The sequence below is a fragment of the Nocardia sp. IFM 10818 genome, from assembly GCF_054655275.1.
Window position 1 is genome coordinate 7,203,041 of record NZ_BAAHJH010000001.1, and the last position, 14,021, is coordinate 7,217,061.

Here is a 14,021-nt window from a genome sequence, read left to right on the forward strand (position 1 = left end):
GGTTTCCATGGGCAATCCTAGGACGCGGCGTACGCCTCCAGGTAGCGAGTCATGGCCAGGCGCGCCTCGGCGAGAATGGCCGGATCACCCGCTCGGTCACGGTGATACGCCAGTTCGAGAAGGCGATCCCCCAGCTCCACCGCGACCTCGGTGACCAGGCGATCGGTATCCGGGCGGAGCAACCCGCGGTCGAGCAGCAAGTTGTGCACCATGGCCGCCAACCGGCGGCGGTGCTCGCGCGGATCCGGGAACAACCCGGATTCCCGGCGCACGTAGTACATCGCGACGACCTCGGGATGCGAGCGATAGAGCGCGTGGTGCAGCGCCACGATCTGGTCCACGGCATCAGCGATGGAGCCGACCCGCAGATCGGCCATGCGGGCCGACATGTCGGCGTCGATGCCGCCGACGCTGCGCAGCGTCAATTCCTGCAGCACCGCTTCACGATTGGCGAAGTACTGGTAGATCGAGGCGACCGGCACGCCGGCGCGCTCGGCGACGGCCCGCGTGGTCACGGCCGCCGGGCCGCTCTCCTCCAGCAGTTCCCGGGCCGCCCGCAGGATCCGATCGACCCGCGCGCGGCTGCGTTGCTGACTGGGCGCGCGCCGGCGAAGTCCTTCGGTGGGCACGGCTGGTCATCCTTTCACGGCACATTCCTACGCAAAGAATATGAACATGATTCACGTTCATGTTAACGTTCCAGTGCTCACCGGCTCGTTGTTCATCTGGTTCGGCGGCACCACCGTGGGTACGGAGTCGCCGGAGGGGACGACTTCGTACCCATGACCGGTGACCTATCATGAGGTGGCACAGATCGTTTTCCCGACGATGGCCCCGATGCGCCGCGAAGCATCGCTCTCATGAATTTCGTTCTCCCCCAAGGGAAGGGTCTTCCCGCTCACCCGTGACCGCCGCGCGGCTGCGCACGCGCGCGGAACTCCGCCGCGATCGCCGGCCCCGCGCCCACGGCTGCTGGAATCACCTCATCGCCGCACCCCTGTGGCCCAAACACGGTGTCAACCTGGGCACGCTGCTCCGCACCTGCGATGCGACCGGCGCGTGCTTGGCCGTGCCTCGATTGCCGTGGGTCCCAGAGGCTTTGGACAGAGGCAATACGCTGCGACAGCGGTCCTGCGTGCATTGGATCCAAGGCCGCGCCGACCGCTGGCTGGAACGCCAGCGGCAGGGCGGTTCCGCGCTCATCGGCGTGGAGCTCACCGACGAATCCATCCGTCTCACAGACCTTCCCACCGCGCGTCGCCGCACCGTGATGGTGCTCGGCAACGAGGGCAGTGGAATTCCGCCCGAGGGGCTCGAGCAGCTCGATCTGACGGTCGAGATACCGATGGTCGGCACCGGGAACAGTCTCAATGTGGCGGTGGCGGGATCGCTGGTGCTGTACAAGCTCGCCGGGCTGTGCTGATCAGGTCAGCAGCCGCTGTTCCTTGGCGACGGCGACGGCGGCCGCGCGGGTGTCGACGCCGAGTTTGTCGTAGATGCGGCCCAGATGGGTCTTCACGGTCGCCTCGCTGACGTGCAGGGCGCGCGCGATCTCCCGGTTACCCAGGCCGTGCGCCAGTTGCTCGAGAATGTCGAGTTCGCGCGGGGTGAGACCCGGTTGCGGATTGCGCATGCGCGTCATCATGCGGTCGGCGACGGGCGCGGAAAGGGCGGTGCGGCCCTGGGCGGCGGCGTGTACGGCGGTGAAAAGCTCCTCTGGCCGTTCGGCTTTGAGGAGATAACCGGTGGCTCCGGCGGCAATGGCGCGGGTGATGTCGGCATCGGTGTCGTAGGTGGTGAGGACCAGCACGCGCGGCGCACCGGCGCCGAGGGCGGTAATGCGGCGGGTGGCCTCGATGCCGTCCATCTCGCCGCCGAGTTGCAGATCCATGAGGATGACATCGGGCCGCAGCCGCTCCGCGAGGGCGACCGCTTCCGGGCCGCTCCCGGCCTCGCCCGCGACCTCGATGCCGGGCGCGCTGGCCAGCAGCGCCCGCAGCCCGGCGCGCACCACTGCGTGATCGTCGCAGATCACCAGGCGGACAGGGGTTTTCACGTCTGTCATCACACCTCCAGCGGAATCGCGGCGGACACCACGGCACCGTCGCCCGGTGCCGATTCAATGGTGAGACCGCCGCCGAGCTGACTCAGTCGCGCCCGCATGGCGGGCAACCCGTGCCCGCGATACGGGGTGCCGTCACCGGGCTCTGCCGGGTCGAAACCCCTTCCGTCGTCAGAGATGTCGAGCACGACCTGATCACCCAGATAGCTGAGGGTCAGGACGGCGGCGCTCGCGTTCGCGTGCTCGCGCGTATTCGCCAACGCGCCCTGCGCGATTCGCAGCAGCGTCGCCTCCACCCGCCCGGGCAGCGCCACCGGATCGCCTTCGACGTGCACGCGCACCTCGAATCCGTTCTCCCGCTGAGCCAGTGCCCGCAGGGCCGCCACCAGCGACCCGCCGGCGGCCAGCTCGGCGGGGGCCAGGTCGTGGACGAAACGCCGTGCCTCCGCGAGGTTCTGCTCCGCCACGCCCGCCGCGCTGCGGACATGGTCGCGCGCCTGCTCCGGATCCGTCTCCCAGATCCGGTCCGCCGCCTGCAGCAGCATGCGCTGGCTGGACAGCCCCTGCGCCAGGGTGTCGTGGATTTCCATGGCCAGCCGTTCGCGTTCGGCGAGCGTGCCCTCCCGGCGTTCGGTCGCGGCCAGCTCGCGGCGGGTCGCCCGCAGATCGTCGATCAGCGCCGCCTGCCGTCGCGTCTGGCGGTGCATGCCGACGAACAGCGCGGTGCTGATGGCGGCCACGGCGGGCGGCGCGAGCAGCAGATTCGGATCGGCCCAGCCCGCCAGCCGGAGCTGGGTCGCCACCACCAGCGCGGTCAGCACGACCACCAGCGCCAGAGCGATGCGCAGCGGCAGGATGCGCAAGCCCGTGTACAGCAGCGGCACCGCGCACCAGGCGAAGCTGGGCGCGGACAGCACCAGCACCACCCAGGCGAGCACCAGCAGTGCGAACCACAGCACGCGGCGGGATTCGCGCAGCTCGCTGATGACATACAGTCCGGCGAGCAGCGCCGACAGCGCGATCACCCATGGTGCGCGCGGACTCTCGTGATGCGCGATGAGGAAGCGCAGCGCCGAGGCGGCCAGCAACACATAGAACGCGCAGTGCACGATGGTGCCGAGCAGCCGCGAATCGTCGCGCCAGGATGTGGGCATCGACATTCGCTCACCTCCTCGGCCCGTACTGAACTGGTCAAACATCACCATTCTGCCGTGCCGGAGGGGGACCGGGATCAGCCGATCGGATGACACGGCCGTCGGCCGGATCGCCTCGGATCGCTATCCGGTACACCGATGGCAACTCCGGTTTCCGGCGTGAGGCTGGAAGCATGAACAGCACAGCGCAGCAGATGCCCACCCGCACCAAGGCCATCATCGGCGGCGCGGTGGCGGCCGTCCTCGCCGCCGGAACGATCGGCGTCGTCACCGTGAACGCCGAGAATCCGGACCCGGCCGCCCAGGCCCCCGTGGTGGTCGACGCCGCCGACGCCAACCTCCTCCAGTCCACCCACCTCACCGTCGCGGCCGCCGCCAAGGCCGCCCAGGCCGCCCTCGACGCCGCCGCCAAGGAGAATCAGCGCGTCACCGTGGCCGTGGTCGACCGCAATGGCAACACCATCGTGCTGCTGCGCGGCGACGGCGCGGGCCCGCAGTCCCCCGACTCGGCCGAGCGCAAGGCTTTCACCGCCGTCTCCTGGAACGCGCCCACTTCCGAGCTGGCGCAGCGCCTGAACTCCGCACCGCATCTCGCCGACATTCCGGGCACCCTCTTCCTGGCCGGCGGCGCTCCCGTCGACGCCAAGGGCGGCGCACCCATCGCGGGCATCGGCGTGGCGGGCGCGCCCAGCGGCGACCTGGACGAGAAGTTCGCCCGAGCCGGTGTGGCGGTCCTGCAGTAGTCCGCGGAGAGGATCAGTGCCACGCCGCGCTCACCAGGGGTCGAAGGAAACGGCGTGATAGCGGGTGCGGGCGGCGGCGCGCATGAGCTTGCCGCTGCTGGTCTTCGGCAATTGGTTCGGCCGGATGAGGAGCAGGTCGCCGATGGCGAGGTCGTGTTCGCGCAGGACGGCCGATTTGATGGCGGCGCGGATGTCGGCGGGGTCGGCCGAGTCGAGGTGGTCGCGGTGGATTTCCTGGATCACGACCAGCTTTTCGGTCTCCGCGATCGGTACGGCGGGATCGGCGCTCGCCACGGTGAAGGCGGTGCAGCCGCCTGTGCGCAGGGCGGGGTGAGCCGTTTGCACGGTGTGCTCGATGTCGTGGGGGTAGTGGTTGCGGCCGCGGATGATGATCAGGTCCTTGCGGCGGCCGACCACATAGAGCTCGCCGTCGATGCTGACGCCGAGATCGCCGGTGCGGAGGTAGCGGTAACCGGGGCGGTCGGGGCAACGAGCCTGGAAGGTCTCCGCCGTGGCTTCGGGGTTCTCCCAATAGCCCTGGGCGACTTGATCTCCCGCGACCCACACTTCACCGACCCGGCCGGGGGCGCAGAGGAGGCCGGTGCCGGGGTCCACGATGCGCACGTCCTCGTTCGGCAGGATGCGGCCGGAGCTGACGAGGATCCGGCTGGGGAGGTTTTCCGAGCGCGGGTCCGAGGCGGGGATGACGCGGCCGTCGCGGAGTGCTTCGGTATCGGCCTCGAAGGTGCGGGGTCCCTGGCCGGGCCGGCTGCCGGTGACGAGCAGCGTCGCCTCGGCCAGGCCGTAGCAGGGGTACAGCGAGGTCGCGCGGAAGCCGTGCGGTGCGAAGGCTTCCGCGAATCTGCCGAGGGTGTCGGCGCGCAGCGGTTCGGCGCCGTTGTAGGCGACTCGCCAGCTGCTCAGGTCCAGGTCCGGCACACCGGCCAGGGCGGCGTGGGTGACGCAGGCGTCGAAGGCGAAATTGGGGCCGCCGCTGGTGTGAGCGCGATAGCGGGAGATGGCCGTCGGCCACAGCAGGGGCCTGCGAATGAAGGACCCGGGCGACATCAGGACACAGGTCGATCCGATGTACAAGGGCTGCAATACGTTTCCGATCAGGCCCTGATCGTGGAAGAGCGGGGTCCAGCCGACGAAGGTGGAATTCTCGTCGTGGCCGAAAGCCTCGCGGATCATCTGCTGATTGGCGGCCAGGTTCCCGTGCGAGACCATGACGCCCTTGGGATTCGCGGTGGAACCGGACGTGTATTGCAGGAAGGCAATCGAATCCGCGTCGATCGGCGCGGGGTCGAAACCGCTGTCCCCGGCCGGCAGCTGATCGACAGCGAGCCACTGCGGCGACCCACCGATCGGATCTATTGCGGGTCGGAGGGTTTCGATCATCGCCTCCAGCGTCAGCACGGCGCCGGGCCGGCAGTCGCGCACAATGGATCGCGTCGCCTCCTGGATCCGGTCGCGCCGCGGCGGTTGCACCGGCACCGCGAGCACCCGCGCGTAGAGGCAGCCGAAGTAGGCGACGATGAAGTCCAGGCTCTGCGGAAAGACCAGCAGCGCACGATCACCGGGCGCGCACATCGACCGCAGCAGTCCCGCCACGATCCGGGCCCGGCGGTACAGCTCACGATAGGTCAGGACATCGGTCTCCGCGCCGGTCTCGTCGAGGAAGATGTACGCGGTCCGATCCGGTTCCTCGGCCGCCCGCTGCCGTAGCACATCCGGCAGCAGGGCGGGCCGCAGCAGCGCCTCCCAGCCGGGTGCGACCGTCCGGGTCATCGGCGTGCTCGTCATGGGAACCTCCGGAGGGCGATCGGCAGGCGGCTCGGGCCGCGCAGGATGAAACTGTGGTCCTGCCAGTCGATATCGGTGGACGGCAGTTCCAGGTCCGCGGAGAACAGGAGTCGAAGGGCGATCTCGGCCTGCAGTCCGGCGAGCGCACCGCCGAGGCAGCCGTGCATGCCGTGACCGAAGGCGAGGTGGGCGCCGCCGGGGCGGGTGACATCGAAAACGTCGGGGCGGTCGAAGACTTCCGGATCGCGATTGGCCGCGCCCAGGCACAGCAGCACCTGATCGCCCGCGCGGATCCGCTCGCCGCCGATGTCGAGGTCGCGGGTGGCGAGGCGTTTGGTGAGCTGGAGCGGGCAGTCGTAGCGCAGCGCTTCGGTGACCGCGGCGGGTACGAGGTCCGGGCTCGCGCGCAGCCGGGCCGCTTGGGCGGGATAGCGGAGCAGGGCCAGGACGGCATTGCCGATCAGGGATTTCGTGGTTTCGGTGCCGGCGACGAAGCACATGATGCACAGGGCCGTCACCTCGTCGTCGGTCAGCGTATCGCCGCCCTGGGTGCGGGCGGTGACCAAACGGCTGATCAGATCCTCGCCCGGGGCGGCTCGGCGCTCGGCGATGACCGGGCGCAAGGTCTCGGTGAACCCGTCGATGGCGGCATTGACGTGGGTCAGATCGGTGATCTTCAGCAGGCCGGGTTCGAGCAGGAAGCGAATATCGTGCGTCCAGGGACCGGTCGCGGTGCGGGCCGCGGGCGGCAGGGCCATCCATTCGCAGAGGACCGCGATGGGCAGCGGCGCGGCGAAATCCGCGATGAGGTCCAGGAAGTCGCCGGTCCGGTCCAGTAGTTCCGTCGCGATGCGGGCGACGGCGGGGCGCAGGGCGGTGATGGCGCGGGTGGTGAAGGCGCCGTTCACCAGGGCGCGCAGGCGGGCGTGCTCGGGATTGTCGGTGAAGACCAGCGAGGTGCGGCCGAGCCGCTCGATCCGGCCGGCCTCGCGCCGGCCGAATCGTTCGGTCCGGGCGCTGATCTGCTGTGGAATGAGGGCCGCGCTGAAGGAGCGATCGTGCAGCACCGCACGCACATCGGCATGCCGGGTGAGCACCCACATGCCCAGCGTCTTGTGCACCGGCCGGGCCTCGCGCAGTTGCCGGTAGTGCGGATAGGGATCCTGGCGGAACCCGGAACTGAAGGGGTTGAACGTGATTCGCCGCGAACCCGTCGTCGCCCGCATGGTCATCCCGCCTGCCCGAAATGCCCACGCCCATAGGGCTGGAACACGATCCGCACCAGCCCGATCTTGCCCATCCGGAAACCGAGCGCCGACATGGTGAGATAGCGCAGATACCGCCGCACGATCTCGTCACCCACGAGTTCGGTGGCCGCCGCCCGCTGTTCCCGCAGCCGCCGGGCCCATTGCTCGCAGGTCCAGGCGTAGTCGTCGCGCCCGTTGACCAGCGTGCGCACCTCGAAGATCCCCTCGGCCGCCGTCATGATCTCCGCGAGGGTGGGCAGCTCGGCCTCGGGGAAGATCTCCCGCTGGATGAACGCATTCGCGTGCCCGCTGTCCATATTCGCGTAGACGATGGTCTGCAGCGACAGTGCCCCGTCGGCCGTCGACCAGCCGCGGCAGCGTTCGAAGAAATCCGAGTACACGCGGATCTTCTCGGCGGTGGTATCGGCGGGCCGGGCGAAGTGCTCGAACGCACCGATGGAGATGATGCCGTCGAACCGTGTATCCGGCTCGTAGTGCATCCAGTTCTCGGTCCGCACCTCGACACCGGGATACGCACGGCCGGTGATGTATTCGGCCTGCGAGGGGCTGAGGGTCAGCCCGACCGAGCGCGCGACGCCGTGCTCCAGCGCCAGCCGGCGCAGCGTGGAGCCCCACCCGCAGCCGATATCCAGCACCGCCCGCGCCCGCCCGGCCCGCACCGCGGCGCAGTGGAAGTCCAGCTTGTTCCGCTGCGCGACTTCGAGTGTGTCGCCGGGGTTCTCGCGCAGCGCGCAGGAGTAGGTGACCGTGGGGTCCAGCCACAACCGGTAGAACTCGGCGTCGACGTCGTAGTGATGCCGGATGGCGGCCGCCGCCGCGACCGCCCGGTCCTCGGCCGGCGCGGTCATGGCCGTGCCACGGTCCCCGCGGTGGCTCGCACGTAGTCGGCGACGGCGGCCAGCGTCGGATGCTTGTACAGCTCCTCCGGCGACAGGTCGACCCCGTAGCGCTCCTCGACCTCCATCAGCAGCGCGACGGCCACCGCCGAATCGATGCCGAGCCGATCGAAATCCGCGGTGGGGTCGATATCGGTCGCCGGCACCTCCAGCAGTCCGGCCAGATATTCCTGGCACCACACGACAATGGCTTCTTTACTGGTGTCCACGGTGTTCCTCACTGGATTCGAATTCGTTTGGCTTCGATACGGGCATCGGAGGGAATCTTCAGATCCCGGGCCAGTCCGAGGAAGGCGAGCGCCTTGATCAGCCAGTAGCCGGGATCGAGCCGGTACCACTGCAATCCGAAGGACGGCGATTCCGGGAAGGCATGGTGATTGTTGTGCCAGGCCTCCCCGAAGGTCAGCAGGGCGAAGACGCCGCCATTGTGGCTGTTCTCCCGGGATTCGTAGGGGCGGGTGCCGAACATGTGCAGGAACGAATTGATCGCCCAGACAATGTGTTCGAGCACGAATATGCGCACCAGGCCGCCCCACAGCAGGCCGCTCACCGCGCCGGTCCAGCTCAGTGTCACCAGGCCGCCGACGGCCGCGGGAATGAGCAGGCCCAGGCCGACCCACCAGTGGTACAGTCGCGAAATCCGCACCAGGTTGCGGTCTTTCAGCAGGTCGGGCGCGTAATGCACGACATTCGGGTATTCGTGCCGGCGCATCCACAGGAAATGCGAGTGCGCGAGTCCGCGCAGTATCCCGCGCCATCCGGACCCGGAGAGGTTGGGCGAATGCGGATCGCCCTCCCGGTCGCTGAATTCGTGATGCCGCCGGTGCAGCGCCACCCACGAGATGGCCGGTCCCTGACAGGCCATGGATCCCCAGACGGCCAGCATCCCGGTGACCCAGGGCACCGTCTTGAACGTCCGATGGGTGAGCAGCCGGTGATATCCCACCGTCACTCCCAGCCCGGTGATCACCCACATGGCGAACAGCAGCCAGAATTCGAGCCACCCGAACGGCCGCACCAGAAGAAACGCGAATGCGACGGCGGTGCCGATAATCGGCAGCACATCGAACAACAGGAAATGCCGCTGCTGCAATCGATGGATATAGGGATTGCTGATGGTCTTCGCGGTCATCTCACCCTCACGATTCGACATCGAGTGCACCGCAAGGCTATCCACGGCGCCTCGGTCCCGGACCGGGCGATTGCCTATTGCAATGGTTCGATTCGGTCGGTGAGGACGGCGGATTCGCGCAGGCGATGCAGGCGCAGCGAGAGCTGGATCTCCAGGGCGCGATCGGGATGCTGCCAGTCCGCGCCGAGCAGCGCGGTAATGCGTTCCAGGCGCTGGGTGACGGTATTGACGTGGATGTGCAGGCGTTTGGCGCTGGCGGTCAGGTTGCAACCGCTGGCGAAATAGGTCTCCAGGGTCTGGATCAAGGGTGTGCCGCGGCGGTCCTCGTAGTCGAGGACCGGGCCGAGGGTGCTGTCGAGGAAGGCGCCGACGTCGGCGCCCCGGCTCAGCAGCAGCCCGACGAACCCCAGGCTGTCGGCGCTGGCGGTGGTGCCCTCCTTGCCGAGGGCGATGAGGGCCTGAATGCAGCGGCGGGCCTCCTGGTAGGCGGAGGCGGCGGCGGTGGGCAGATCCACCGGACCGGAGCCCGCGATGGTGGCGGAAACACCCAGCGCGCCGGTCAATTCGCGGGAGAGCTGGCGGGCGGCGGCGGTCGGGTCGGAGCCGGGTAGCAGGACGATGGTGTGCTCGCCGCGCGTGGCGGCCAGCCCGTGGCGGGACAGAGCGTGGTCGGTGGTCCAGGCGGCGGGGCGGCGCTGCGGGCCGTGGTCCACGACCACCAGCACGTGCGGCTGGGTGAGGTCGATGCCCAGCAGGGTGGCGCGGCTGTGCAGGGCTTCGCGATCGGGGACGCGGCCATTGAGGAGATCGTCGAGCAGTTCGCCGCGCACCCGGCCCTCGGCCTCGGCAATGCTGCGGCGGAACAGCAGCAGCAGCGCGGTGACCAGCGTGGCGCGCTCCAGAATGCGCTGATCGGAGCCGGAGAGCTCCTCGCTGTGCTGCAGCACCATGGTGCACAGCGGTTCGCTGCCGGCCCCGGCCGGTGCGGCCCAGAGATCGCGCAGCCGGGCGGTGCGGCCGAGTTTGCCCGCCTTGGCCATGATCTCGCCGAGCAGATGGTCGTCGTCGAGCTGGTCGCGGGCGCTCGCGCCCGGCGGGTCGATGGCGGCCAGGCGGCGGCCCTCGGCATCGAGGACCACCAGCGGGCCGCCGAGAATGTCCGCGGCCACGGCCGCGACCTCGTTCACCCCGCCGCCGCGCACCACCAGATTGGTCATGCGATCGTGCGCCTGGGCAGCGCGTTCCACGGTGATGTAGTGGGCGCGCATGGCGGCATTGGCGGCGCTGAGTTCCGCCAGGGCGGAACGGGTTTCGGTGAGCAGGCGGGCGGAGTCCAGTGCGATGGTGGCGTGCGCGGCCAGACTGCCGAGCAGCGCGATCTCCTCCGGCCCGTACGGCCGCACGCTGCGATGGGAGGCGAAGAGCACGCCGATCACCTGATCGCCCAGCCGCATGGGCACGCCCAGAATGGCCACGAGCCCTTCGTCTTTCACCGCGGCGTCGATCTCCGGGGTGTGCTGGAAGCGGTCGTCGGCGAAATAGTCCGCGCTGCAATAGGGCATACCGGTCTGGGCGACCAGACCGCCCAGGCCCGCGCCCAATTGCAGCCGGGTCATGCGGAATTGCTGTGAGGCGGAGCCGTCGGTGACGCGCATATAGGTGTCGCCGCGGTCGCGATCGGGCAGGGTCATATAGGCGACGTCGGCGTGCAGCAGCCGCCGAGCGCGATGCACGATGGCCTGCAGGACGGCATCGACGTCCCGCAGGCCGGCGAGATCGCTGGCGGTGTCGAACAGCGCCGCCAGCTCGGCCTCCCGGCGGGCGCGGCGTTCCAGCAGCGCCCGCACCCGCAGCGCGGCGAGTTTGGCGGACTCCAATTCGGCCAGGTGCGCGGGCGCCACACCGGCGGCGCGGGCTTCCAACACCGGCGCCTCGAATTCCACGGCCGATGCCTCGCGTTCGAGCAGCCCGAAGAAGATCTCCCAGCTCGCCGCCGTTCCCGGACGCGCCACACTGCCTCCCGCAATCACCCGATACTGCGGAACCCTAGGCCGCTCACCGTCATACGGCGATGTGGTCACCCCATATATCCAAGGCCCCGAATATCCACCAGAACCACATACTCCGCGATCGCTTCCTGCCGTAAGAGCCGATCCGGCCAATGGTGACCCCCACCACATCGCCCGCGCCCAATATGGCTCGCCGCCACCTGGCTCCGGATCCGCACGGTGAACAGAATTTCCGGCATTTCCGCTCGAGGAGGAGTTCGATGCCGTCGCTTCGCCGCCTGACCGCCCTGATCGCCGCGCTCGCGGGAACGGCGGTGATCGCCGGATACGCCACGCTGCCCGCGCCCCCGGATGTGCGTCTCGCACAATGCCCCGCGCCGCTGGTGGTGGGTGCGCAGACGCAGATCGCCGCCTGTCTCGCCGATCTGACCACCGCCGGGACCATCGCGTCCGGGCATACCGTGCCCGCCGACTGGGCGGGGCTGCATCCGAGTGGAGCGCGGAATCCGTCCGGGATTCCCGGTATGCAGATCGACGGCTACTTCCCCGACGGCTCCGCCGCCAACACCCATCACGGCTGGAATCACGACAGCCAGTTCGTGATTCGCCTGCCCGACAACTGGAACGGCGGGCTGGTGGTGGCGGGCACGCCCGGGAACCGGCGGCAGTACGCCAATGACTTCATCATCTCCGACTGGGTGCTGGCCCGCGGTTATGCGTATGCCGCCACCGACAAGGGCAATACCGGCGCCGAGTTCCATCGCGACGGCGTCGCGCCCGGAGATGCGGTGGCGGAATGGCATACCCGCGTCACCCAGCTGACCATTGCCGCCCAGACCGCCGTGGCGCAGCGCTACGGGCGGCCCGCCGGGAACACCCTGATGGCCGGGATCTCCAATGCGGGCTACCTGGTCCGCTGGCAGCTGGAGAACGCGCCGTGGCTCTACGACGGCGGCGTCGACTGGGAGGGCAGTCTCTGGCAGGCCGATGGGGCCAACCTGCTGAGCTTCCTGCCGCCGGCGCTGCGCGGCTACGCCGACCTCGCGCAGGATCCCGGCGCGCGCAATACCGTGCTGGACGCCGGTTTCGATGCCGCGTCGGAACCGCTGTGGGAGTACCACGACACCGCCTATTGGGAACTCACGCAACGGATGTACCGGCAGGAATTCGATCCCGCCTACACCGGCTCCGACGCCGACTACGACTACGCCACCCGCCCGGCCGCCGTCCACAACGCCATGCGGCGGGTATCGCTCACCGGCCGGATCGAGCGGCCGCTCATCACCCTGCACGGCACCCTCGACGCCCTGCTGCCCATCGGCCGCGACTCCGATGTGTACGCCGCGCTCATCCGGGATCAGGGCCGCGAATCCGTGCACCGCTACTACCGCATCGACGGCGGCAATCACGTCGACGGCCTCTACGACCAGCATTCGAACCTGTTGCGCCCCATGCTGCCGTGCTTCCGCAGCGCCTTCGAAGCGCTCGAATCTTGGACCGCGACCGGTCAATTGCCCCCGCCGACCGCGACGCTGCCGCGTCCCACCGGCGGTGATCTCGCCAATACCTGTGCGTTACAGGGCTGAGCGAGGCTCTATCCCCAATGATGAGGAACCCCTATGAGATTCAAAGAATTACTGGCCGCGGTGGCGGTCGCCGCCGGGTTATCGGCGACGGCCCTGCCCGGCGCGTTCGCCGCGGTCCCCGCTCCCACCCCGGAGGATCTGCACGGTTACGATATCGATTCCATCTACGTCTCGGGCATATCGTCCGGCGGCTACATGGCCAACCAGCTGCACATCGCCTATTCCGGAACCTTCTCCGGCGCGGGTATTTTCAGTGCCGGGCCGTACCGCTGCGCCGGTGACTTCGACTACGCCGTGCGCGCTCAGACGGGCTGTATGCAGAACGGCGCCCGCAAGTCCCCCGCCGAACTGGCCGCCGAAACCCGCACCCTGGCAGGCTCCGGCAAGGTCGACGCCCTTGCGAACCTGTCCGGCGATCCGGTCTACCTGTACCACGGCACCAGCGACCAGACCGTGCTCGAACCGGTGAACAATGATCTCGCGACGTACTATTCGGAATTCGGCGCGAATGTCACCTACGACAAGAGCGGTCCCGCCGGGCACGCCTGGGTCAGCCCCATCGGACCGGTCGCCTGCACCGGCACCGCCAGCCCCTTCGTCAACGACTGCGACACCGACCCGGTCGGCGCCATGCTGTCGAAACTCACCGGCGGCGTCAACGCCCCCGCCACCGCCCTGAACGGCAAACTCGTCCAGTTCGATCAGAACTCCTACGTTCCCGGCGGCAATGCGAATGCGATCAGCATGGACGCCAAGGGATTCGCCTACGTCCCGCGATCCTGCGCCGACGGCGCCACCTGCACCCTCATGGTCGCCCTGCACGGCTGCAAACAGGGCTTCAGCTACCAGGGCTTCGGCGACGCCTTCATGAAGTACGCCTACCTCAACGAATACGCCGACACCAACAACATGATCGTCCTGTACCCGCAGGCCATCCCGCTCAGCACCGCGAGCACCACCAACCCCAACGGCTGCTGGAACTGGTGGGGCTACGGCGGCGACGCTTCCTACGCCTGGCATGGCGGCAAACAGATGGAATCGATCATGTCCATGATCGCCGAACTCACCAGTGACACAACCCCGCCGACCACCACCACGCCGCCCACCACAACCACCCCGCCCACGACGACCACTCCCCCGACCACGACCGACCCGGCCCCCGCCTGCATCACCGACAACAACTACGCCCACACCACCGCGGGCCGCGCCTACGCCGCCGGCGGCTACACCTACGCCAACGGCTCCAAACAGAACCTCGGCCTCTGGAACACCTTCACCCGGAGCACGATCAAGGAAACCTCCCCCGGCCACTGGGAGAAGTGCTGAGGATCGGCGCACCGCCGGGGGTTTCCCCCGAGTCCCCTA

Annotated in this window: 13 protein-coding genes; 4 read left to right on the top strand and 9 right to left on the bottom strand. The window is 68.8% G+C overall.

The window, feature by feature from the left end; translation table 11 throughout:
• Nucleotides 1–17: 17 nt before the first annotated feature.
• Nucleotides 18–629, bottom strand: coding sequence for a TetR/AcrR family transcriptional regulator (locus tag ACYQ5L_RS33560; RefSeq protein ID WP_459962210.1), 612 nt, complete (start codon nt 627–629; stop codon nt 18–20).
• 275 nt (nt 630–904) lie between these two features.
• Here ACYQ5L_RS33560 and ACYQ5L_RS33565 point away from each other — a divergent pair, with 275 nt between their 5' ends.
• Nucleotides 905–1,423 (top strand): TrmH family RNA methyltransferase, encoded by a 519-nt coding sequence (locus tag ACYQ5L_RS33565; RefSeq protein ID WP_459962211.1) that lies wholly within the window; start codon nt 905–907, stop codon nt 1,421–1,423.
• Here the strand turns inward: ACYQ5L_RS33565 and ACYQ5L_RS33570 are convergent, their stop codons facing one another.
• Both ACYQ5L_RS33570 and ACYQ5L_RS33575 read right to left on the bottom strand, forming a co-directional pair.
• A complete protein-coding gene (locus ACYQ5L_RS33570) occupies nt 1,424–2,065 on the bottom strand; it encodes a response regulator (RefSeq protein ID WP_459962212.1) in 642 nt (213 codons plus the stop codon).
• A complete protein-coding gene (locus tag ACYQ5L_RS33575) occupies nt 2,065–3,222 on the bottom strand; it encodes a sensor histidine kinase (protein ID WP_459962213.1) in 1,158 nt (385 codons plus the stop codon). Before ACYQ5L_RS33575 ends, ACYQ5L_RS33570 begins: the two co-directional genes overlap by 1 nt.
• Before the next feature lie 167 nt (nt 3,223–3,389).
• On the opposite strand from ACYQ5L_RS33575, the gene ACYQ5L_RS33580 reads away from it, so the two are divergent.
• On the top strand, nt 3,390–3,959 hold the full coding sequence (locus ACYQ5L_RS33580; protein ID WP_459962214.1) for a GlcG/HbpS family heme-binding protein: 570 nt from the start codon (nt 3,390–3,392) through the stop codon (nt 3,957–3,959).
• A gap of 30 nt (nt 3,960–3,989) precedes the next feature.
• On the opposite strand, the gene ACYQ5L_RS33585 is transcribed toward ACYQ5L_RS33580, so the two are convergent.
• Genes ACYQ5L_RS33585 through ACYQ5L_RS33610 form a run of 6 tightly spaced genes read right to left on the bottom strand, consistent with a single transcriptional unit; the run spans nt 3,990 to nt 11,073 of the window.
• Complete coding sequence (locus ACYQ5L_RS33585; RefSeq protein WP_459962215.1) at nt 3,990–5,765, bottom strand: fatty acyl-AMP ligase; 1,776 nt, start codon at nt 5,763–5,765, stop codon at nt 3,990–3,992.
• Entirely contained in the window at nt 5,762–6,991 is a 1,230-nt protein-coding gene (locus ACYQ5L_RS33590) for a cytochrome P450 (protein WP_459962216.1), read from the bottom strand. Before ACYQ5L_RS33590 ends, ACYQ5L_RS33585 begins: the two co-directional genes overlap by 4 nt.
• A 2-nt stretch (nt 6,992–6,993) precedes the next feature.
• Entirely contained in the window at nt 6,994–7,881 is an 888-nt protein-coding gene (locus tag ACYQ5L_RS33595) for a class I SAM-dependent methyltransferase (protein WP_459962217.1), read from the bottom strand.
• Nucleotides 7,878–8,138, bottom strand: coding sequence for an acyl carrier protein (locus ACYQ5L_RS33600; RefSeq protein WP_459962218.1), 261 nt, complete (start codon nt 8,136–8,138; stop codon nt 7,878–7,880). The genes ACYQ5L_RS33595 and ACYQ5L_RS33600 overlap by 4 nt, the downstream gene beginning before the upstream one ends.
• 8 nt (nt 8,139–8,146) lie before the next feature.
• The gene (locus tag ACYQ5L_RS33605; RefSeq protein ID WP_459962219.1) at nt 8,147–9,082 is read right to left on the bottom strand and encodes an acyl-CoA desaturase; all 936 of its coding nucleotides are present in this window, start codon (nt 9,080–9,082) and stop codon (nt 8,147–8,149) included.
• Nucleotides 9,083–9,135: 53 nt separating this feature from the next.
• Nucleotides 9,136–11,073 carry a helix-turn-helix domain-containing protein gene (locus ACYQ5L_RS33610; RefSeq protein ID WP_459962220.1) on the bottom strand — a complete coding sequence of 646 codons (1,938 nt, stop codon included), beginning with the start codon at nt 11,071–11,073 and terminating at the stop codon, nt 9,136–9,138.
• Nucleotides 11,074–11,330: 257 nt separating this feature from the next.
• Between ACYQ5L_RS33610 and ACYQ5L_RS33615 the strand changes: the two genes are divergently transcribed.
• Nucleotides 11,331–12,656, top strand: a complete 1,326-nt coding sequence (locus tag ACYQ5L_RS33615) for an alpha/beta hydrolase family protein (protein WP_459962221.1) — start codon at nt 11,331–11,333, stop codon at nt 12,654–12,656.
• Nucleotides 12,657–12,689: 33 nt separating this feature from the next.
• Nucleotides 12,690–13,982, top strand: coding sequence for an extracellular catalytic domain type 2 short-chain-length polyhydroxyalkanoate depolymerase (locus tag ACYQ5L_RS33620; protein ID WP_459962223.1), 1,293 nt, complete (start codon nt 12,690–12,692; stop codon nt 13,980–13,982).
• The last annotated feature ends 39 nt before the right edge of the window (nt 13,983–14,021 follow it).